The 20,498-nt window shown below is 65.3% G+C and carries 17 protein-coding genes; 4 read left to right on the forward strand and 13 right to left on the reverse strand.

Annotated elements, in window-relative coordinates:
* Position 1 precedes the first annotated feature (1 nt).
* The 6 genes from BTM36_RS00635 to BTM36_RS00660 all read right to left on the reverse strand — a co-directional run bounded on the left by BTM36_RS00635 (position 2) and on the right by BTM36_RS00660 (position 7,488).
* Complete coding sequence (locus BTM36_RS00635) at positions 2-1,195, reverse strand: septal ring lytic transglycosylase RlpA family protein (RefSeq protein WP_077234833.1); 1,194 nt, start codon at positions 1,193-1,195, stop codon at positions 2-4.
* A gap of 171 nt (positions 1,196-1,366) precedes the next feature.
* Positions 1,367-2,476 (reverse strand): rod shape-determining protein RodA, encoded by a 1,110-nt coding sequence (gene rodA / locus BTM36_RS00640; protein ID WP_077234834.1) that lies wholly within the window; start codon positions 2,474-2,476, stop codon positions 1,367-1,369.
* Between the two features lie 94 nt (positions 2,477-2,570).
* The gene (gene mrdA / locus BTM36_RS00645; protein WP_077234835.1) at positions 2,571-4,544 is read right to left on the reverse strand and encodes a penicillin-binding protein 2; all 1,974 of its coding nucleotides are present in this window, start codon (positions 4,542-4,544) and stop codon (positions 2,571-2,573) included.
* Between the two features lie 19 nt (positions 4,545-4,563).
* Positions 4,564-5,073: a rod shape-determining protein MreD gene (gene mreD / locus BTM36_RS00650; RefSeq protein WP_077234836.1), complete on the reverse strand. Its 510-nt coding sequence runs from the start codon at positions 5,071-5,073 to the stop codon at positions 4,564-4,566.
* Positions 5,070-6,146: a rod shape-determining protein MreC gene (mreC, locus tag BTM36_RS00655; protein WP_174616793.1), complete on the reverse strand. Its 1,077-nt coding sequence runs from the start codon at positions 6,144-6,146 to the stop codon at positions 5,070-5,072. Before mreC ends, mreD begins: the two co-directional genes overlap by 4 nt.
* 298 nt (positions 6,147-6,444) lie before the next feature.
* Entirely contained in the window at positions 6,445-7,488 is a 1,044-nt protein-coding gene (locus BTM36_RS00660; protein ID WP_006465688.1) for a rod shape-determining protein, read from the reverse strand.
* Between the two features lie 358 nt (positions 7,489-7,846).
* Between BTM36_RS00660 and gatC the strand changes: the two genes are divergently transcribed.
* From gatC to gatB, 3 genes are all read left to right on the forward strand, one after another.
* A complete protein-coding gene (gene gatC, locus BTM36_RS00665; protein WP_077234838.1) occupies positions 7,847-8,149 on the forward strand; it encodes an Asp-tRNA(Asn)/Glu-tRNA(Gln) amidotransferase subunit GatC in 303 nt (100 codons plus the stop codon).
* A gap of 88 nt (positions 8,150-8,237) precedes the next feature.
* Positions 8,238-9,704 carry an Asp-tRNA(Asn)/Glu-tRNA(Gln) amidotransferase subunit GatA gene (gene gatA, locus BTM36_RS00670; protein ID WP_077234839.1) on the forward strand — a complete coding sequence of 489 codons (1,467 nt, stop codon included), beginning with the start codon at positions 8,238-8,240 and terminating at the stop codon, positions 9,702-9,704.
* A gap of 46 nt (positions 9,705-9,750) precedes the next feature.
* Positions 9,751-11,211 (forward strand): Asp-tRNA(Asn)/Glu-tRNA(Gln) amidotransferase subunit GatB, encoded by a 1,461-nt coding sequence (gene gatB, locus BTM36_RS00675; protein WP_077234840.1) that lies wholly within the window; start codon positions 9,751-9,753, stop codon positions 11,209-11,211.
* Between the two features lie 61 nt (positions 11,212-11,272).
* On the opposite strand, the gene BTM36_RS00680 is transcribed toward gatB, so the two are convergent.
* On the reverse strand, positions 11,273-12,199 hold the full coding sequence (locus BTM36_RS00680; RefSeq protein WP_077234841.1) for a cupin-like domain-containing protein: 927 nt from the start codon (positions 12,197-12,199) through the stop codon (positions 11,273-11,275).
* A gap of 156 nt (positions 12,200-12,355) precedes the next feature.
* Between BTM36_RS00680 and BTM36_RS00685 the strand changes: the two genes are divergently transcribed.
* A complete protein-coding gene (locus BTM36_RS00685; protein WP_077234842.1) occupies positions 12,356-13,246 on the forward strand; it encodes a TauD/TfdA family dioxygenase in 891 nt (296 codons plus the stop codon).
* Here the strand turns inward: BTM36_RS00685 and BTM36_RS00690 are convergent.
* From BTM36_RS00690 to BTM36_RS00715, 6 genes are all read right to left on the reverse strand, one after another.
* Positions 13,210-14,805 carry a methyl-accepting chemotaxis protein gene (locus BTM36_RS00690; RefSeq protein ID WP_077234843.1) on the reverse strand — a complete coding sequence of 532 codons (1,596 nt, stop codon included), beginning with the start codon at positions 14,803-14,805 and terminating at the stop codon, positions 13,210-13,212. The two genes, BTM36_RS00685 and BTM36_RS00690, sit on opposite strands and share 37 nt — an antisense overlap.
* Positions 14,806-15,081: 276 nt before the next feature.
* The gene (locus BTM36_RS00695; RefSeq protein WP_077234844.1) at positions 15,082-16,575 is read right to left on the reverse strand and encodes a M81 family metallopeptidase; all 1,494 of its coding nucleotides are present in this window, start codon (positions 16,573-16,575) and stop codon (positions 15,082-15,084) included.
* A 15-nt stretch (positions 16,576-16,590) separates the two neighbouring features.
* On the reverse strand, positions 16,591-17,850 hold the full coding sequence (locus tag BTM36_RS00700; RefSeq protein ID WP_077234845.1) for a Zn-dependent hydrolase: 1,260 nt from the start codon (positions 17,848-17,850) through the stop codon (positions 16,591-16,593).
* Positions 17,851-18,017: 167 nt separating this feature from the next.
* On the reverse strand, positions 18,018-18,722 hold the full coding sequence (locus tag BTM36_RS00705; protein ID WP_006461123.1) for an ABC transporter ATP-binding protein: 705 nt from the start codon (positions 18,720-18,722) through the stop codon (positions 18,018-18,020).
* Positions 18,719-19,486, reverse strand: a complete 768-nt coding sequence (locus tag BTM36_RS00710) for an ABC transporter ATP-binding protein (protein WP_077234846.1) — start codon at positions 19,484-19,486, stop codon at positions 18,719-18,721. Before BTM36_RS00710 ends, BTM36_RS00705 begins: the two co-directional genes overlap by 4 nt.
* Positions 19,483-20,484, reverse strand: a complete 1,002-nt coding sequence (locus tag BTM36_RS00715; protein ID WP_077234847.1) for a branched-chain amino acid ABC transporter permease — start codon at positions 20,482-20,484, stop codon at positions 19,483-19,485. The genes BTM36_RS00710 and BTM36_RS00715 overlap by 4 nt, the downstream gene beginning before the upstream one ends.
* Positions 20,485-20,498 lie beyond the last annotated feature (14 nt).

The raw sequence follows: 20,498 nt of genomic DNA on the forward strand, positions 1-20,498 counted from the left end.
CCTAGCGCTCCACGATGAAGGGTGTGCCGGCACTGCGCTGGCGTACCAGCATGGCCGCATTCTGGGCCGCCGGCCGGGTCGGATAGGGACCGGCATACAGGCGATACAAGCCGTTGACCTGCACCGCCTGCATGCTGTCGACGATGCCGGAGAGGCTGGGCAGCAGCTTGTCGCGCGCCACCAGCGCATTGGCTTCTTGCGAATAGGCGCCGAACTGAAGGTAATAACCCGCCGTCAGCGGTACCGCCTGCGGCATCGCCGGGGAGGGTGCCGAACCGCTGGCCACGGCGTTGATGATGCCGCCGCCGCCGGCCAGGCCGGCGCCACTGGCCGCACTGCTGGTGCTGGCATTGATCGGCTGCACTGCTGCCACGGTGGGCTGGGGCGGCAGGCCTTGTGCGCTCACGGTATTGATTTCGACCGCGCCGGTGGAAACGCCGGCACCATTATCGGCGGCCCGGTTGATCGGATCGGCGACCGCCAGCGTGCTGCCGTTACGGCGCGCATCGGCCATCCGCTGTGCTTCTTCAGGCAGGATGCGTTCGACTTCCAGCTCACTGCTGCCGCTGCCCAGATAACCCAGTTTCAGCGCCGCCGTGTAGGACAGGTCGATGATGCGGCTGGAGTGGAAGGGGCCGCGATCATTGATGCGCACGATGACCTGCTTGCCGGTCTTCAGATTGGTGACCCGTGCATAGGAAGGAATGGGCAGCGTGGGGTGCGCGGCCGTCATCTTGTACATGTCGTAAAGCTCGCCCGAGGACGTCTTCTGGCCATGGAATTTCTTGCCGTACCAGCTGCCGATGCCGCGCTGGATGAAAGGCTGGTTGCTGTCCGTAATGGGCACGTAGGTCTTGCCGAACACGGCATAGGGCCGGCTGGCCGCCCGCGAGACCGGCTCCACCTGCGGTTCGGCGTCGGCCACGTCGAGCAGGCCGTCGGGGATGTGGTCGCCCGGGCCATCGTCCTTGTAGTAGCCGCCGCGTCCCGAGCCTGCTGCCGGCAGTGCCGGAACGTTGGCCGGACGGCTGCTGCCGGCCTTGACCGGTGTCGAGGGCGCCTGCGCGGTCTGGCGCGGTGCCTGCTGGGTAGTGCCGCAGGCCGCCAGCAACAGCGGCAGCAGCAAGGCGCCCCAGCGCAGGGCCTGGCCCCAGGGGGCGAGGCGGTGGTGATGTTCTAGAGTGGGTGTTCCCATAGCCTGTCCTTGGTCAACAGTCGATGCGCCGGGCCTGGTGATGCCTGTCCCGGCCGGAATGTTCGCAACGATACCAGAGTGCAATGCACCGAGGCTGACAACTCGTCAGTGCTGCAAGTTCACGGATCTTGCCGGACTTGTCCCCTGGACAAGGGTATCCACGCGGCCCGCTCAGCTCTGGACCAGCTTGCGATGGCGCTGGATGCTCATGAGGATGCCTGCTCCCAGCCCCAGCGTCACCAGGGCCGTACCGCCATAGCTCATGAAGGGCAGCGGCACCCCCACCACCGGCAGGATGCCGCTGACCATGCCCATGTTCACGAAGGCATAGGTGAAGAAGATCATCGTGATGGCCCCGCCCAGCAGACGCGTGAAGAGCGTCGGGGCATTGGCGGTGATCATCAGTCCGCGCCCGATCAGCAGCAGGTACAGCACCAGCAGGACGACATTGCCGATCAGCCCGAACTCCTCGGAATAGACCGAGAAGATGAAGTCGGTGGTCCGTTCAGGGATGAATTCCAGGTGCGTCTGCGTCCCCATCAGCCAGCCCTTGCCGCTCACCCCGCCGGAGCCGATGGCGATGGTGGACTGGATGATGTGGAAGCCCTTGCCCAGCGGGTCCGAGGTCGGGTCGATGAGCATCATCACCCGCTGGCGCTGGTAATCGTGCATGAAGGACCACACCACCGGCAGGCTGGCCGCACCGGCCACGAACAGGCCCAGCAGGATCTTCCACGGCAGTCCGGCGAAGAAGATCACGTAGAAGCCGGCCGCCAGCACCAGCAGGCCAGTCCCCAGGTCGGGCTGGCGGATGATCAGGAAGCCCGGGATCAGCAGCAGGATCGCCGCCACCACGAAGGCATCCCAGCGCAGCATGCCCTCCCGCTTCTGGAAATACCAGGCCAGCATCAGTGGCATGGCGATCTTCATGATTTCCGAGGGCTGCACCACCATGCCGATATTGAGCCAGCGACGTGAACCCTTCTTGATGATGCCGAACAGCGCCACCGCGATCAGCAGCGTCACCCCCACCGTATAGACCGGCACCGCCAGCCGCAGCAGCAGTTGCGGGGAGACGTTGGCCGCAGCCCACATGACGATGAAGGCCACCAGGATATTGCGCAACTGGTCCTCGACCCGGCCAGGGAAGTTCATCCCTGCCGAATACAGGGTGACGATGCCTACCGACAGGATCAGGAAGACGATCAGCGACAGCGCGCCGTCGAACACCGTCAGGTGCGGCTTGATGATTTGCCAAAGGGGCGGACGTTGCAGGCTCATGCCGGCTCCTGGTGCTTGCTGCGTTGTTGCGATGTCAGACCTTGCGCGCCGGCGGAACCCGCGCGCAGGCGTAGGGTGCCAGGGCGACCCGGCTTCATTCCTGCACGTCCGGCTGGACCGTGGGCGTATTGCTGCCGCCGCTGTCCTCGGAGACGGGCCCCTCGACCGGGGTATCCGGGCTCACCGCCTCGGGTGCGACCGACTTGATCGGCTCATTGGGGCGCTTGCCCAGCATGAAGTAATCCATGGCCTTGCGCACCAGCGGTGCGGCCACGCCGGCACCCCAGCCGCCGTTCTCGACCACCGCCGCAATCGCGATGCGCGGCGCGTCGGCCGGCGCAAAGCCGATGTACAGGCCGTTGTCGTGGTAGATGCGGGAGAGCTTCTTCGAATCATACTTCTGGTTCTTGGCGATGTTGACCACCTGCGCCGTACCGGTCTTGCCGCCCGAGTCGTAGGGGGCGCCACGGAAGGCGGCCGCGCCGGTGCCTTCCTTGACCACGCCGACCATGGCGCGCTTGATGAAGTCGATGTTTTCCTGCTTCAGCGGGATGCGGTAGCTTTCCTTGGGCACGGTCTCGGTGCGCTCATGGGTCACGCCATCCTCGATGATCTTGACCAGGTGGGGCTTCATCACCACGCCATTGTTGGCCAGGATGGCGGTGGCCTGGGCCATCTGCAGCGGCGTGAAGCTGTTGTAGCCCTGGCCGATGCCCAGCGACACCGTATCGCCGGCAATCCAGCGCTTCTGCTCGGGTTTGCGGAAGGCGTTGCGTTTCCACTCGGTGGAGGGCAGGATGCCGCGCTTCTCGTGTTCCAGGTCGATGCCGGTGATCTGGCCGAAGCCGAAGGGCTTCATGAAGTCATGGATGGCGTTGACCCCCATGTCGTTGGCCAGCATGTAGTAGTAGGTGTCGCAGGAGACCACCACCGAGCGATACATGTCGACGATGCCATGGCCGCCTTCCTTGTCATCGCGGAAACGGTGGTTGCCCAGGATGAAATAGCCCGGGTCGCGGATGGCGTCCTGGGGGCGACGCTTGCCCAGCTCCAGCGCGGCCAGCGCCATGAATGGCTTGTAGGTCGAACCGGGTGAATAGACCCCCGACAGCGGGCGGTTCAGCAGCGGCCGGTCGGGCGACTTGTTGAGCTCGTCCCAGCTTTGCTGGTCGATGCCTTCCACGAACAGGTTGGGATCATAGGAGGGCTGCGAGACATAGGCCAGGATGTCGCCCGTGGCCGGGTTGATCGCCACCAGCGCACCCTTCTGGTCGCCGAAGGCTTCTTCCACCACCTTCTGCAGCTCGATGTCGATGGACAGGATCAGGTTCTTGCCGGGCGTGGCCGGGGTGCGCGAGAGCGAGCGCACCGCCCGGCCACTGGCCGAGATTTCCACTTCCTCGTAGCCAGTGGTGCCGTGCAGCTGGCTTTCGTAGCTTTTTTCCAGGCCTTCCTTGCCGATGTAGTCGGTGCCGTTGTAGTTGGCTTCATCGTCGGAGTCGGCGATGCGCTCGGCATCGCGCTGGCTGATGCGGCCGATGTAGCCGATCACGTGGGCAGCAGTCTTGCCGTACGGATACTGACGGAACAGGCGGGCCTGTACCTCCACCCCGGGAAAGCGATAGCGCTGGGCCGTGAACTTGGCCACTTCCTCGTCGGTCAGGCGGGTGCGGATGGGCACGCTTTCGAAGTTCTTGGACTCTTCCTGCAGGCGCCGGAAGCGACGCCGGTCGCGCGGCTGGATTTCCACGATCGTGCCCAGCTCGTCGATCAGGTCATCGATGTTGGTCTTGATCTTGGAGGGGGTGATTTCCAGCGTGTAGGCCGAATAGTTGCGCGCCAGCACTACGCCGTTGCGGTCCAGGATCAGGCCGCGATTGGGCACGATGGGCACCACCGAGATGCGGTTTTCCTCGGCCTGGGCGGCGTAGGCATCGTGGCGCACCACCTGCAGCCACAGAAAACGCGCCAGCAGCAGGCTGAAGCAGACCAGCACCAGCACGCTGGCCGCCAGCAGGCGCATGCGGAACAGCCTCAGCTCATGCGCGGTATTCTTGAATTCGGTCATGCTGCTTGCACCCGGCCCCTCAGATGGGGCGATTCTCGTCGCGATTCACGGCGCGGCGCTGCGGCGCCAGCAGCAGCAGGCTGACCACCGGCCACAGCAGGGCCGACACCAGACTTTCGCTGAAGTAGAACCAGTCCGGCGACTTGCCGGTGACCAGCAGCTGGATCACCAGTTGCACCGCCTGTGCCAGCAGCATCAGCGGCAGCACGTGCAGCGCCTGCGTGCGCAGCGGGAACCACAGCACCCGGCGGTGGATCATGATGGCGAAGTAGGACAGCAGGGTATAGGCCAGCGCGTTCTCGCCCAGCAGGGTGGCTTCGTTGACGTCCATCAGCAGGCCCATCAGGAAGGCCACGCTGATGCCGACCTTGCGCGGCTGGTGGATGTTCCAGAACACCAGTGCCAGTGCCACGAAGTCCGGCACGCCCACCATCTGCCCCCAGGGCATGAGGTTGAGCACGAAGGCCACGATCAGGCTGAACGCGATGAACAGCGGACTGGCCGGCAGGAGGATGTATTGATTGTTCATCGTGCGGATTCCTTGGCAGCCGGCTTGGCGCCGGTGGGCGCGGCAGGGGTGGCGGCAGCGGCCGGGGCGGCAGGCTTGGCCGGCGCCGTGGCATCGGCGCTGCCCTTGCGTTCCTCGGCCGCCTTGTCCTTGGGCGTGGCATTGGCCTCGTCGGCGCTGTTGTCGCGGGTACTGTCACGCAGGCGGCGCTTGAACAGCTTGGCCGATTTTTCGTCGATGACGTCCGGTTCCGGGCGCGGCGGCAGGTTCTTTTCCACCAGCAGGATCAGCAGCTGGCGGTGGCGGTCGATACCGGCCAGGGGGCGGCAGACGATGCGGGCAAAGGAATCGGCCGAGCGCGTCTCCACCAGCGCCACGCTGGCCACCGACAGGCCCGGCGGATAGACGCCGTCGATGCCCGAGGTCACCAGCACGTCACCCTTCTGGATATCGGCATTGGCCGGCATGAAGCGCAGATCCAGCGCGCCGGTCTGGCCACGGCCGTAGGCCACGCTACGCAGGCCATTGCGCAGGACCTGGACCGGGATGGCCTGGTCCTTGTCGGTCAGCAGCGTGACCTCCGAGGTGAACGGGAACACCCGCGTCACCTGGCCCACGATGCCGACCTCGTCGATCACCGGCTGGCCCGCCGTCACGCCCTGCTGTGAACCACGGTTGAGGATGATCTTGCGGGTAAACGGGTCACGGGCGTCGTACAGGATTTCGCCGACGATGGACTTGACCGGCACCTTCTGCTGCATGTCCAGGAGCTTGCGCAACTGGGCGTTTTCCGCCGCCAGCAGGCGCTCCTGCTGCATCAGCTGGGCATTGACGATCTGTTGCTGGCGCAGCTCGTGGTTTTCCCGCTGCAGCGAGGCCATCGAGGAAAAATAGTCGCTCGAATTGGTGATGGCATCGCGCGGGATCATGGCCACCGTCTGGAACGGATAGAGCGCGGTGCCCAGCGCCTGGCGCAGCGTACCCAGTACGTGCATGCGGGCGTCGACCACCAGCATCACGACCGACAGCAATGCGAAGACGGTCACGCGCACCCGGGCCGAGGCGCCCTGCTTGAAGAGTGGTGGGATTTCCATGGCGTCAGGCCGCCGGCAGGGCCGCGTGGCGCGGCCGTCTGCAGGCGGAGAACTCACTTCCTGCGTCGAAAACGATAACAAAAAGGGGAGCCGAGGCGTTCACCCGACCCAGCGCCAGCCGTGCCTGCCCCGGATGCGCACATGGGGTGCGCAAGGCGTGACAAGTCGGTGTGGACTGCGTCATATCGAACGTATCGGTTCCCCGCTCATCCGGCGGTACATCGCCGCCGGTTCGTGCTGATACTGCCAGTTGCCGGCCGGGCCTGAAATTGCAGGGCCGGCCGTGGGTCATGCCGGATTACTCGGCCGAGAAGATCGAACCCAGCTTGTCCATGCGGTCCAGCGCCATGCCCGAGCCGCGCACCACGCAGGTCAGCGGGTCTTCGGCGACGATCACCGGCAGGCCGGTTTCTTCCATCAGCAGGCGATCCAGGTCGCGCAGCAGCGCGCCGCCGCCGGTGAGCATCATGCCCTTTTCGGCGATGTCGGCGCCCAGTTCCGGCGGGGTCTGTTCCAGCGCGTTCTTCACGGCCGAAACGATGTTGTTCAGCGGATCGGTCAGGGCTTCCAGGATTTCATTGCTGGAGATGGTGAAGGAGCGCGGGATACCTTCGGACAGGTTGCGGCCCTTGACTTCCATTTCCTTGACTTCCGAACCCGGGAAGGCCGAGCCGATTTCCTTCTTGATCGCTTCGGCGGTCTGTTCGCCGATCAGCATGCCGTAGTTGCGGCGGATGTAGTTGACGATGGCTTCGTCGAACTTGTCGCCACCCACACGCACCGAACCCTTGTACACCATGCCGCCCAGCGAGATGATGCCCACTTCCGTGGTGCCGCCGCCGATGTCCACCACCATCGAACCGGTGGCGTCGGAGACCGGCAGGCCCGAGCCGATGGCCGCAGCCATCGGTTCCTCGATCAGGTAGACCTGGGATGCACCGGCGCCCAGCGCCGATTCACGGATGGCGCGGCGTTCCACCTGGGTCGAACCGCAGGGCACGCAGATGATGATGCGGGGGGAGGGGCGGAACAGCTTGGAGTCGTGCACCATGCGGATGAACTGCTTCAACATCTGCTCGGTGACGGTGAAATCGGCGATCACGCCGTCCTTCATCGGGCGGATCGCCTCGATGTTGCCGGGCACCTTGCCCAGCATCTGCTTTGCTTCCTTGCCGACTGCCTGGATGGTCTTCTTGCCGTTGGGGCCGCCTTGCTGGCGGATCGCCACGACCGAAGGCTCGTCCAGCACGATGCCATGGCCGCGCGCGTAGATCAGCGTGTTCGCGGTGCCGAGGTCGATCGCCAGATCGTTGGAAAAGTAACTGCGGAGAAATCCAAACATGAGTTGTCCTGATGCGCCCGGCACGGGGCGCCTAGCTTTTTGATAGGGGGAGGTGTCCGTTCATGCTGCGGCGACGCGAAAATCAGGCGCCAGCAAGGCATTAATCCGACATTCTACCTTATAATTCCAGAGAAACCAGCAAGCCGGACCGCCAAAAATATCCGCATCGCGAGACCTTCCGACCGCCATCTGGCGCGGGTTTGCCGTTTTTCATGCGATACATGCCATGACCCGGCCGGGTCGCCGCGCAAGCGCACTCGCCGACGTTGCCGAGGCCCGGAAAACCGCTCCCGGCCCCACTGGCTACGGGTCTTCCAATTTCAACATCATGCGGCGCGCCCGGCGCGTCCTTTCGACCATGTCACTAGCCCTTTCCGACGTCAAACGCATCGCCAACCTGTCCCGACTGGAGCTCACCGAGGCCCAGGCCGGTGAAACGCTGGAAAAGCTCAATGGCATCTTTGCCCTGGTGGAGCAGATGAAGGCCATCGACACCTCCGGCGTGGAGCCGCTGTCGCACCCGATCGCCGCCATCGAGCCGATGCTGGCACTGCGCCTGCGCGAGGACGCGGTCACCGAGACCAATCGTCGCGAGGACTACCAGCAGCCGGCGCCGGCCACCCAGGATGGCCTGTACCTGGTACCCAAGGTGATCGAATAAGCGCGGCGCACAACCGCACTCAGCGCCCTCACCGAACCTGACCGTTCCCGGCCCAGCCGGCCCGCAAGACCGCAGCGTAACCAATTCCATGCACAAGCTCACCCTCAAAGAACTGTCCGCGCAACTGCAAGCGCGCAAGATTTCCGCCACCGAACTGGCGACCCTGTTCCTGGACCGCATCGAGGCCAGCGACCTCAATGCCTTCCTGCATGTGGATCGCGCCCTGACGCTGGCCCAGGCGCAGGCCGCCGATGCCCGCCTGGCGGGCAATGAGGCCGGCCCCCTGACCGGCATCCCGATCGCCCACAAGGATATCTTCGTCACCCGCAACTGGCGCACCACGGCCGGTTCGCGCATGCTGCAGGACTACGTGAGCCCCTTCGACGCAACCGTGGTGGAACAGTTCAACGCCGCCGGCACCGTCACCCTGGGCAAGCTCAACTGTGACGAGTTCGCCATGGGCTCCAGCAACGAGAACTCCTTCTACGGCCCGGTGAAGAACCCCTGGGACAAGACCGCCATCCCCGGCGGCTCCTCGGGCGGCTCGGCCGCTGCCGTGGCCGCGCGCCTGGCGCCGGCCGCCACCGCCACCGACACCGGCGGCTCGATTCGCCAGCCGGCCTCGCTGTGCGGCGTCACCGGCATCAAGCCGACCTATGGCAGCGTCTCGCGCTACGGCATGATCGCCTTCGCCTCCTCGCTGGACCAGGGCGGCCCGATCGCCAAGACCGCCGAGGATTGCGGCCTGCTGTTGAACGCCATGACCGGCTTTGACGAGCGTGATTCCACCAGCCTGCAGCGCCCCAAGGAAGACTTCACCCGTTCGCTGAACCAGAGCCTGCAAGGCCTGCGCATCGGCGTGCCCAAGGAATTCTTCGGCGCCGGCCTGGCCGCCGACGTGGAAGCGGCCGTACGCGGCGCGCTGGTCGAATTCGAAAAGCTCGGCGCCACCCTGGTCGATATCTCCCTGCCCAAGACCGAACTGTCGATCCCCGTGTATTACGTGATCGCCCCGGCCGAGGCCTCGTCCAACCTGTCGCGCTTCGACGGCGTGCGCTACGGCCACCGTGCCGCCGACTACAAGGACCTGGCCGACATGTACAAGAAGTCGCGCGCCGAAGGCTTCGGCGACGAGGTCAAGCGCCGCATCCTGGTGGGCTCCTACGTGCTCTCGCATGGCTACTACGACGCCTACTACCTGCAGGCCCAGAAGATCCGCCGCCTGATCGCCCAGGACTTCCAGAGCGCCCTGGCCGGCCCGGACCGCCAGTGCGACGTCATCATGGGCCCGGTCTCGCCCACCGTCGCCTGGGACCTCGGCGACAAGACCGACGACCCGGTGGCCAACTACCTGGCCGACATCTTCACGCTCTCCACCAGCCTGGCCGGCCTGCCGGGCATGTCGATTCCCTGCGGCTTCGGTCAGGGCGAAAAGAACGGCAAGCGTCCGGTCGGCCTGCAGATCATCGGCAACTACTTCGACGAAGCGCGCCTCTTGAACGTGGCGCACCAGTTCCAGCAGGCCACCGACTGGCACCTGCGCGAACCGGCCTGATCACCTGGCCCTCGTCACCAACAACAGCATTCGCAAGGACAACATCATGCAGTGGGAAGTCGTCATCGGTCTGGAAACGCACACGCAGCTTTCGACCCAATCCAAGATCTTCAGCGGCAGCTCGACCCGCTTCGGCGCCGAGCCCAACACCCAGGCCAGCCCCGTGGACCTGGCCCTGCCCGGCGTGCTGCCGGTCCTGAACAAGGGCGCCGTGGAACGCGCCATCCAGTTCGGCCTGGCCATCGGCGCCACCATCGCGCCGCGCTCGGTGTTCGCGCGCAAGAATTACTTCTACCCTGACCTGCCCAAGGGCTACCAGATCAGCCAGTTCGAAATCCCCGTGGTCCAGGGTGGCACCATGTCGTTTGCCGTCGAGAAGGACGGCAAGACCGAGATCAAGACCATCAACCTGACCCGCGCCCACCTGGAAGAAGACGCCGGCAAGTCCCTGCACGAGGACTACCAGGGCATGACCGGCATCGACCTGAACCGCGCCGGCACGCCGCTGCTGGAAATCGTCACCGAACCCGAAATGCGCAGCGCCGCCGAAGCCGTCGGCTACGCCAAGGCCCTGCACTCGCTGGTGGTGTGGCTGGGCATCTGCGACGGCAACATGCAGGAAGGCTCCTTCCGCTGTGACGCCAACGTCTCCGTGCGCCCGGTCGGCCAGAAGGAATTCGGTACCCGCTGCGAAATCAAGAACCTGAACTCCTTCCGCTTCCTGGAAGAGGCCATCAACTACGAAGTACGTCGCCAGATCGAGCTGATCGAAGACGGCGGCACCGTGGTCCAGGAAACCCGCCTCTACGATCCGGACAAGAAGGAAACCCGCTCCATGCGCAGCAAGGAAGACGCGCAGGATTACCGCTACTTCCCCGACCCCGACCTGCCGCCGCTGGCCATCTCGCAGGAGTGGATCGACCGCGTCAAGACCACCATGCCGGAGCTGCCCGCCGCCATGCGCGAACGCTTCGTGGCCGACTATGCCCTGCCCGAATACGATGCCATGGTGCTGACCCAGTCCAAGGGCATGGCCTCCTACTTCGAGGCCGTGGTCGCCGCCGCCGGGAAGGATCAGTCCAAGCCGGCCGCCAACTGGCTCATGGGCGACGTCGCCTCGACCCTGAACCGCGAAGACACCGACATCGCCGACGCCCCCGTCAAGGCCGCGCAACTGGCGCTGCTGCTAAAGCGCATCGCCGACGGCACCATCTCCAACAAGATCGCCAAGGAAGTCTTCGCCGGCATGTGGGAAGCCCGCTCCGACAAGGACAGCCTGGCCGACGACATCATCGAGGCCAAGGGCCTGAAGCAGATTTCCGACAGCGGCGCGCTGGAAGCCATCGTCGACCAGGTGCTGGCCGCCAACGAAAAGTCGGTCGCCGAATTCCGCGCCGGCAAGGAGCAGGCCATCAACGCCCTGATCGGCCAGGCCATGAAGGCCACCCGTGGCAAGGCCAACCCGGCGCAGCTGACCGAATTGCTGCGCAAGAAGCTGGCAGGCTGATCCTTCCGCACTGCGCTGTCCATGAACGAACCCCACCCCTGGCAACAGGCGTGGGGTTTTTTCATGCGCCCGACAGCACCAGCGGCCGCCCCCGCGCCCAGCGATTGCTGGACAGCGAAAACGTCAGTGAGCTGACCTGGTGGTACCAGCCCGCCGGGATATAGAGCATCTCCCCCGGCTGCACCTCGCAGCACACCAGCGCCGCCTGGCGCGCCAGCGGAAAGCGCTCCAGGTCAGGATGATCGGGATCGAAGGGCGAGCCGAACAGGATGGCGTTGGCCTCCTTCGGATACAGATACTGGTCGTGATGCGGCGGTGCCAGCCAGACCCGCTTGCGACCCCACAGCTGGGCAAAGACATTGTCGTCATAGTCGCAATGCAGCGGCGTGATGCAGCCGGCCGGGCCGATCCAGAAGCGTGGCGGCCCCATCTTCTCGAAGAAGCCGGGCCAGTGGCACAGCGCATTCAATGCACGCAATTCCAGGTTGCCCAGATAGGGTGGAAGTCCGCTCTCATCGCGCAACGCCTGCTCCAGGTAGTCCACCAGCGTCATGTCCTGCATGGCCCGGTCCGGCGCGAAGGCGGTGTTGATGTAGTCCCCCACCCTGGCCCGTACCGGCAAGGCCCCGAAATGCTGGCGCAGCCCCTCCATGTCCATGGCCGCCAGCGGCCAGCGGCTGGCCATGCCGGTCATGATGAAGGGCAGGCCGGCGCGGGCGCGCTCGCGGAAAGCCGCCGTCTTCTGCGGGCCGATGCGCGGGATCGCCTGCACCGCCGGCAGCACGGCACTGGCCTCGCGGATGGCCTGGCGCATCCCGGCTACCGAGGCCACGCCGCGTATCTGTGCATCGCGCTGGTCACGCGCCTGCTTGCGCGCCGCCACTTCCTCGACGCTCAGCCCGGTGAAGTCGGCGCGCGGCGGCAGCCTGCGCGTTTTTGACGGGGCAGATTCAGGGGAATGTGAAGGAAAAGGCGGGCGCTGTGTCATCCGGGCTATTGTAGCGGCATGCCGTATCTCGCTCGGCGCATAAGGATATGAATTCTTCTTCCTTGCTGGGTATACGCCCCGGGGGGTGTAATAAGGGCTTTCCTGCCCCGGCAGTCGCGTCCGGGATCGTCAGGCCAGAGCGCAATAGGAGCCCCCATGTCGGTCGCCACACCGGAACGCACGCAGCAGACCCAACAGCAATTCGAGATCCGTCCCTTCGACGCCCCGCTGGGCGCGGAAATCCTCGGTCTCGACCTGAACCTGCCGGTCTCCGCCCCGGAACTGGCGCGCATCCGCAGCGCCCTGGTGCAACACGGCGTGGTGGTATTCCGCGACCAGCGCATCACGCCGGAGCAGCACATCGACTTCAGCCGCCGCTTCGGCCCGCTGCAGGTGCACGTACTGAACCGCTTCCACCTGGCCGGCCATCCGGAAATCCTGATCGTCTCCAACGTGGTCGAGGACGGCAAGCCCATCGGCCTGGTGGATGCCGGTGCCGACTGGCACTCCGACCTTTCCTATATGCCCCGTCCCAGCCTGGGCGCCCTGCTGCATTCGCAGGAGCTGCCGGCCGAGCAGGGCGACACGCTCTACGCCAACACCGCCGCCGCCTGGGACAGCCTGCCGGCCGCGCTGAAGACCCTGCTCGACGGCAAGCGCGCCGTGCACTCCTACGTCTATCGCTACGAGCGCCTGCGCAAGCTTTCGCCGTGGCGCGCACCGCTGACGCAACAGCAGATCGACGAAGTGCCGCCGGTTGAGCATCCGGTGGTGATCACCCACCCCGAGAGCGGGCGCAAGATCCTCTTCGTCAGCGAAGGCTTCACCTCGCACATCGTCGGCATCCCGCGTGACGAAAGCGATGCCCTCCTGAAGGAACTGCACGCCCACATCACCCGCCCGGCCAACGTCTACACCCACCACTGGCAGGCGCATGACCTGGTGTTCTGGGACAACCGCAGCACCCAGCACTACGCCGCGATCACCCCGCAGCACCTGCGTCGCACGCTCTATCGCACCACGGTCGAGGGCAACGTCCCGCGCTGATCGATCACCACCAGTGCCGTCGCGTCCAGGCGGAACACGCTGACCGCCTGCGTCAGCGCGCTCGCCTGGTCCTGCATGGAGCGCGCCGCAGCGGCGGCCTCTTCCACCAGCGCCGCGTTCTGCTGCGTGGCCTCGTCGATATGGGTGATGGCCAGGTTCACCTGTTCGATGCCGTCGCTCTGCTCCTGGCTGGCCAGGGTGATCTCGCGCACGATCTCGCTCACCCGCACCACGCTCTGCACCACTTCCTGCATGGTGCCGCCGGCCTGTTCCACCAGGCGGCTGCCATCGTCGACCTTCTGCACCGACTCGTCGATGAGTACCTTGATTTCCTTGGCCGCCGCTGCCGCGCGCTGCGCCAGCGAACGTACCTCCGAGGCCACCACCGCAAAGCCCCGTCCCTGTTCACCGGCCCGGGCCGCTTCCACCGCCGCATTGAGCGCCAGGATATTGGTCTGGAAAGCGATGCCGTCGATCACGCCGATGATGTCGGCAATCTTTTGCGAGGAGGCATGGATCGCGCCCATGGTCTGCACTACCTGATCCACCACCGCACCACCCCGGCTGGCGACCTGTGAGGCCTGCGCGGCCAGCGCATTGGCCTGGCGCGCATTGTCGGCATTCTGCTTGACGGTGGAGGTCAGCTGTTCCATGGCCGAGGCGGTTTCTTCCAGCGAGCCGGCCTGCTGCTCGGTACGGGCCGACAGGTCGAGGTTGCCGGTGGCGATCTGGGTTGAGGCGGTGGTGATGGTGTCGGTCCCGCTGCGCACGCGTGCCACGATGTCGCGCAGGTTGCCATTCATGCGCTTGAGGGCGGAGAGCAGCTTGCCGGTCTCGTCGCGGCTGCTGCTATCGATGCGTGAGGTGAGGTCACCCGCGGCCACCGTCTCGGCCACCGCGATGGCCTGCGTCAGCGGCCGCGTGATGCTCAGCGTCAGCGCCCAGGCCAGCAGCGCCCCCAGCGCGATCTCGATGCCCCCCAGGACCAGCAACATGCTGCGTCCGGCGCGGTAGTTGTGATGGATCTCCGCGGCCGCCGCGTCGATGGCCTTCTTCTGGAATTCGGTATAGCGCAGCACGCCGTCGGCGTAGTCATCCATCATCTTGATGAGCGTGGTATCGGTCATCGCGCGCGCCCCGGCATCATCACCGGCGGTCTTGATGTCGAAGATCTTCTGTCGCGTGGCGCGATAGGCGGCCCGCAGCCTGCCCACTTCGTCAAACAGCCGTTTTTCCTCGGGGTCCACGATGGCGGCCTCGACCCGCTTCTGCAGCTGGCTGATCTGGGCCGACTGGGCATCGATCTGTTTCTGGAAGTAAGCCTGGAAGGCATCGTCGTCGGATTTCATCACCGCCAGGGTGCGCACCCCGTTTTCCTTGATGGCGGCATGCCATTGCACGGAGTCGCGCTCCTTGGCCAGGGCCACGCGGGTCATGTCATCGGAGGCGTCGCCGATGCTGCCCAGGCGCCATACCCCCAGCCCCACCATCAATGCCATCAGCATCAGCAAGGAAATGAAACCGATGCTCAGGCGCACGCCGATCTTGAGGTTCTTCATGTCGTCCTCCCAAGGTTGCCGCAACGGGCTGGCGTTGGTGAATAGTTGTCGTCGTGAGCGCCGCTGCGGAGATGCAATAAAGATATAAACGATTTCCCTGTCTGCGCACCCGGTCATCAGGATCCAGGGGCAGAGCGGGTCAGCCTACCATGGGCGGCGGGGATTGCACCATGTACTTTTGGGGGACTGTTGCGAGATGCCATTGCAGCATGCAGGCAGGCGGAACGGCAAGCAGCCTGCCAGGCTGCCTGCACGTTCAGAGGGATGACGGGAGCACTACCAGTCCATCTGTGCGTCCAGCGGATAGATGGGACGCCGTATCTTCTTGATGGGGAACAGCCTGAAATTGGCACTGGTCGGCCCGCCGCTGTCGGAATCGCATTCCACCAGCGCGCGGCTGATCGGCACGAATACCGGGCGGCAATACATGCGCGACTTCAGGATCAGGAAGGCCTGTTGTGCCGGGTCCAGTCCCAGGCTGGTGAATACGCCCAGGTCGTAGGGCTCCACCCGTTCCTCGGTGACGACGATGCGCGCCGCACCGATATCGAGGAGCACGCTGCGTCCCATCTGCAGCGTCGAGCCGGTATAGATCGGTCCGGTGACGGTAAAGCGGCCATCGCTGATGGCCAGCACCTTGCCGGTATAGACCGGCGGAACCTTGGTGATGCCCTGGGCACTCAGCGCCACCTTGTTGCCCACCGCCAGCGTGAGCTGCGCGCCGACCCCGGCGGCAACCAGTTGCGCCACCGCCTCGGGATCGCTGATAGGACCGACGGCAATGCCTTTCAGGCCGGCCGCCAGCGCCGCTTCCAGTACGTCCATGGTGTTGCAGGTGCCACCGGACATGACGTTGTCGCTATGGTCCAGCAACAGCACGGGACCACTGCCGGCTGCCTCGGCGAGCTGCCTGGCCTGCGCCAGCGATTGCGCCAGCGGCAGGCTGTCATAGACGAAATCATCGCGCTCAGCCCAGATCTGGCGGCCGATCTCGTCGGCCACGCTATCGGCCAGCGCAGCATCGTTCTCGGCCACCACCACCACCGACATGCCGGCATCATGGAAATCCGACAGGGGGAAGCCCGCCAGCACCGAGACCGCCAGCACGCCCGGCCGCTGCTCGGCCTGCTTGGCCGCCTCCACCGCGCGCTGCATGGCCGAGGCCGAGGTATTGCTGGTCAGCGTGGCCGACAGCACCGGCACCTGGCGCCAGCCCAGGCGCGGGCGGGATTTCTCCTGCAGCAGGGCCACCAGCAGGCGACCGGCATGCTCGCCAGTCTCGTACATATCGACGTGCGGATAGGTCTTGAAGCTGACGATCACGTCGGCATTGGCCACCATCCTGGGCGTGACATTGCCGTGCAGGTCCAGTGCCACCCCCAGCGGCGTATGCGGGGCGATGCGGCGGATGCGTTCCAGCAGCACGCCTTCGCCATCGTCGGCGTTCTCCGCCACCATGGCGCCATGCAGGTCCAGCAGGATGGCATCGCAGCCGGCCTCGATGGCCCGCACGATGCCGTCGCACATCACGGTATAGGCATCGGCCGCCACGGCGGCGCTGGGATTGGCCCAGGCTGCCAGCGGCGTGACGATCTCCGCGCCCAATCCCTCGGCGATATCGAGGAAGGCGCCCATGGCCGTGCGCGCCCCTTTCTGGTCACGGTAGGCCGCCTCGTCCCATTGCGGGGCGAAGGCGTCCAGGGGAGTGGGAATCGGCGAGAAGGTATTGGTCTCGTGATTCATGCGTGCAATGACGATTTTCGGTTTCATGATCACTTTCCTGCATCAATCCCTGACCACGCCGGCACTGGCCAGCATGGCCTGCAGCAGCACGTTGCAGCCGGCTTCGAGGTGCTCGGGGCGGGCATCCTCGATCTCGTTGTGGGACACGCCGTCCTTGCACGGCACGAAGATCATCCCGGCCGGTGCCAGGCGCGCCGCGTAGATGGCGTCATGGCCGGCACCGGAGACCACGTCCATGGTCTTGTAGCCCAGCGCCGCAGAGGCGGCGCGCACATTGTCCACGCAATCCGGATGGAAGGGGCAGGGCGGGAAGTAGGACACCCGCTCCAGCTTGATGGACAGCCCGGTCTTCTGGCGCATCGCCTCCAGGTAGGCCACCAGGTCTTCATGCATGCGGTTGAGCGATTCGTCGCTCACGTTGCGCAGGTCGATGGAAAACTTCACCTGCCCCGGGATCACGTTGCGGCTGTTGGGCATCACCTGCACCTGGCCCACCGTGCCACGGCCATAGGGCGGGTAGCGGTGGGCGATGGCCACCACCTCCTGCATGATGTACGTGGACACCTGCAGCGCATCCTTGCGGATTTCCATCGGTGTCGGACCGGCGTGCGATTCGAAGCCGGTCACCGTGCAGTCGTACCAGGACAGCCCCAGCACCGCCGGCACCACGCCGATGACGGTGTCAGCGTTTTCCAGCACCGGCCCCTGTTCGATGTGAGCCTCGTAGTAGGCGCCGATGGGATGGTCACCGCAGACCTGGTCGCCGATGTAGCCGATGCGCTCCAGTTCATCGCGCACCTTCTTGCCGTCGATATCGGTGGCGTTGTAGGCATGCTCCAGCGTGAAGGCGCCGCAGAAGACGCCCGAGCCCATCATCACCGGCACGAAGCGCGAGCCTTCCTCGTTGGTCCAGACCGCCACCTCGATGGGCGCCTCGGTCTGGATGCCGTGCTGGTTCAGTGTGCGGATCACCTCGATGCCTGAGAGCACGCCATAGTTGCCGTCGAACTTGCCGCCGGTCGGCTGGGTATCGATGTGGGAACCGGTCATCACCGGCGGCAAGGCATTGTTGCGGCCGGGCCGGCGCATGAAGATGTTGCCGATCTGGTCCACCACCACGCTCATGCCCTCGGCACGCGCCCAGGAGGTGACCAGGTCACGGCCCTGCTTGTCCAGGTCGGTCAGCGCCAGGCGGCACACGCCCCCTTTTTGCGTGCCGCCGATCCTGGCCAGCTCCATCAGTGAATCCCACAGTCGCGCGCCATCGACGCGCAGGGTGGGGGCTTGTGTTTTCATGTCCATTGTCGATTCCTTGTTTGGTTTTGCCACAGGCAATCCTTCGATACGGCCTTCGGCCTACTCAGGCCGAACGGGAGGAGGGGACGCCACCCCGCGTGCGTAAAGCCATCCCCACCCCGTTCGACCTGAGTAGCCGCGCAGCGGCGTATCGAAGGACGCTCCATCGTCATTCATGCCGCCAGATTGACGCCCAGATAACGGTCCTTGACCCGGTCGTCGGCCAGGAAGGCATCGTTGCTGCCGCTATAGACGATGCGTCCCTGTTCGACGATGTAATGGCGGTCCGCCAGTTGCGTACAGACTTCCAGGTTCTGCTCCACCAGGATGATGGACATCCCGGTGGCCTTGATCTCCTTGATCTGCGCCACGATCTCGTCCACGATCACCGGTGCCAGGCCTTCCACCGGCTCGTCCAGCATCAGCACACGGGGATGCGTCATCAGTGCCCGCGCGATGGCCAGCATCTGCTGCTCGCCACCGGAGAGCTGGCCGCCGCCGTTCCTGCGGCGCTCCTTCAGGCGCGGGAAGATGGTGTAGATTTCTTCCAGCCCCCAGGCCGACTCCTTGCGCGCGGCCATGGTCAGGTTCTCTTCCACGGTCAGCAGCTTGAAGATGCCGCGATGCTCCGGCACCAGGCATACCCCGCGCGCGGCGATCTTGTACGAAGGCAGGCCACTGATACGCTGGCCCTCGAACAGGACTTGTCCCTGCGCCGGTGGCACCACGCCGACGATGCTCTTCAGGGTGGTGGTCTTGCCGGCGCCATTGCGCCCCAGCAGCGTCACCACCTCGCCGGCATCGACCTCCAGCGAGATGCCCTGCAGGATATGGCTCTTGCCATAGTAGCCGTGAACGTCTTGTACTTGCAGGATCATGCCTTGCCTCCGGTGATCATGCTGCCCAGGTAGGCCAGCCTTACCCGTTCGTCGTTGCGGATCTCGGCCGGCTTGCCCTGCGCCAGGATCTGGCCCAGCTGCATCACGGTGATGCGGTCGGAAATGTCCATCACGATGTCCATGTTGTGTTCGATCAGCACCACCGTATAGTCGTGGCGCAGGCCGTGGATCAACTGCTTCATCTCGGCGATGTCGTCGATGCCCATGCCCGAGGTCGGCTCATCCAGGAAGATCACCTTGGGTCGCCCGGCCATGGCCATGCCCACTTCCAGCCGGCGCTGCTGGCCGTGCGACAGTTCGGCGCAGGCGCGTTCGGCCACCGCCTGCAACGACAGGCGCGCCAGCAGCGTATCGGCCAGCGCGCAGGCGGCTTCGAACTGCTCGGCCCGCTTCCAGGGGTTGAGCGCCGCCAGCGGGGCGCGCCCCTGTGCCGCGAGGCGCAGGTTTTCGCGCACGCTCAGGTTGGGGAACAGGCTGGTCACCTGGAACGAGCGCGCCAACCCCTTCTGCACGCGCCGGTTGCCCGGCAGGTGTGACACTTCCTCGCCCTCCACCAGGATGCTGCCTTCGGTGATGGGCGTGGTCCCGGTCAGGGTATGGAACAGCGTGGTCTTGCCCGCGCCATTGGGGCCGATCACCGAATGTACGGTGCCGCCCTCGATATCGAGCGTGATGCCGTTGACGGCGGTGAACTTGCCGTAGCGCTTGGTCACGTTGACCGCTTGCAGGATGGGGCGGCTCATGGGTGCTTCTCCTGGGTGACGGCGGCCTGCGGCTCGGCCTCCCGGGCCTTGGTGCCGCGTACGCTATCGATGATCTTCATCGCCAGACCGAACAGGCCTTTCTGCATGTACAGGCTCACCGCGATCAGCAGCAGGCCCAGCAGCATCAGCCAGCGCGGCCACAGGCTCGACAGCCAGTTGCCCACCAGCACGTAGAAGCTGGCACCCAGCAGCGAGGCGAACAGGTTGCCGGTGCCGCCGATGACGGTCATCACCAGGATCGCCTCGCTGGTGTGGTACTCGATGTTGGACAGCGGCGCCACCCCGGTCATCATGGCGTGCAGGCCACCGGCCAGCCCCGTGACCGCACCCGAGATGACGAAGGCTGCCAGCTTCAGCAAGCGCACGTCATAGCCCAGCGCCGAGGCACGCGCTTCGTTCTCGCGCACCGCCAGCAGGGTCTTGCCCAGCACCGAATCGACCACCCGCTGCAACAGCCAGAACACCAGCACGAACAGGATGGCCACCACCGTGTAGTACTGCCACGACGAGGTGGTCGGCAGCAGTGTCAGGCCGAACAGCGACAGCGGCGGACGCGGAATATCCAGCAGGCCGTTGTCACCGCCGGTGACGTCCTTCATCGTATAGGCCAGGAAGTAGAACATCTGGGCGAAGGCCAGCGTCAGCATCACGAAGTAGGTGCCGCGCTGGCGGATCGAAAACCAGCCCACCAGCAAGGCCACCAGCGCGCCGCCCAGTGCGGCCAGCGCCAGCGAGGGCAGCAGCGCCAGCTTCAGCTGCAGCAGCACCACGCCGGCCGTATAGCTGCCCACGCCGAAGAAGATGCCCTGGCCGAAGGACATCAGTCCGGTATAGCCCAGCAGCAGGTTGCAGCCCAGCGCGGCCAGCGCGAACACCAGCACTTCGGTGGCCAGCGTGCCGGAACTGAGCAGCAGCGGCAACAGCAGCACCACGGCGGCGGCCAGCAGGGTGTAACGGAAATGCGCAATCTGTTTCATGGAAACTCCCGTGC

This window comes from Herbaspirillum sp. VT-16-41 (genome assembly GCF_001994935.1).
Lineage (GTDB): Bacteria > Pseudomonadota > Gammaproteobacteria > Burkholderiales > Burkholderiaceae_D > Herbaspirillum > Herbaspirillum frisingense.

Excerpts from the sequence above, each read along its gene's own strand:
- mrdA (WP_077234835.1), bottom strand. The coding sequence starts at position 4,544 with ATGACCGAATTCAAGAATACCGCGCATGAGCTGAGGCTGTTCCGCATG.
- BTM36_RS00660 (WP_006465688.1), bottom strand. The coding sequence starts at position 7,488 with ATGTTTGGATTTCTCCGCAGTTACTTTTCCAACGATCTGGCGATCGAC.
- mreC (WP_174616793.1), bottom strand. The coding sequence starts at position 6,146 with ATGGAAATCCCACCACTCTTCAAGCAGGGCGCCTCGGCCCGGGTGCGC.
- BTM36_RS00680 (WP_077234841.1), bottom strand. The coding sequence starts at position 12,199 with ATGACACAGCGCCCGCCTTTTCCTTCACATTCCCCTGAATCTGCCCCG.
- BTM36_RS00705 (WP_006461123.1), bottom strand. The coding sequence starts at position 18,722 with ATGATCCTGCAAGTACAAGACGTTCACGGCTACTATGGCAAGAGCCAT.
- rodA (WP_077234834.1), bottom strand. The coding sequence starts at position 2,476 with ATGAGCCTGCAACGTCCGCCCCTTTGGCAAATCATCAAGCCGCACCTG.
- gatC (WP_077234838.1), top strand. The coding sequence starts at position 7,847 with ATGTCACTAGCCCTTTCCGACGTCAAACGCATCGCCAACCTGTCCCGA.
- BTM36_RS00700 (WP_077234845.1), bottom strand. The coding sequence starts at position 17,850 with ATGGACATGAAAACACAAGCCCCCACCCTGCGCGTCGATGGCGCGCGA.
- gatA (WP_077234839.1), top strand. The coding sequence starts at position 8,238 with ATGCACAAGCTCACCCTCAAAGAACTGTCCGCGCAACTGCAAGCGCGC.
- BTM36_RS00715 (WP_077234847.1), bottom strand. The coding sequence starts at position 20,484 with ATGAAACAGATTGCGCATTTCCGTTACACCCTGCTGGCCGCCGCCGTG.
- gatB (WP_077234840.1), top strand. The coding sequence starts at position 9,751 with ATGCAGTGGGAAGTCGTCATCGGTCTGGAAACGCACACGCAGCTTTCG.
- BTM36_RS00635 (WP_077234833.1), bottom strand. The coding sequence starts at position 1,195 with ATGGGAACACCCACTCTAGAACATCACCACCGCCTCGCCCCCTGGGGC.
- BTM36_RS00685 (WP_077234842.1), top strand. The coding sequence starts at position 12,356 with ATGTCGGTCGCCACACCGGAACGCACGCAGCAGACCCAACAGCAATTC.
- BTM36_RS00695 (WP_077234844.1), bottom strand. The coding sequence starts at position 16,575 with ATGAAACCGAAAATCGTCATTGCACGCATGAATCACGAGACCAATACC.
- BTM36_RS00690 (WP_077234843.1), bottom strand. The coding sequence starts at position 14,805 with ATGAAGAACCTCAAGATCGGCGTGCGCCTGAGCATCGGTTTCATTTCC.
- mreD (WP_077234836.1), bottom strand. The coding sequence starts at position 5,073 with ATGAACAATCAATACATCCTCCTGCCGGCCAGTCCGCTGTTCATCGCG.
- BTM36_RS00710 (WP_077234846.1), bottom strand. The coding sequence starts at position 19,486 with ATGAGCCGCCCCATCCTGCAAGCGGTCAACGTGACCAAGCGCTACGGC.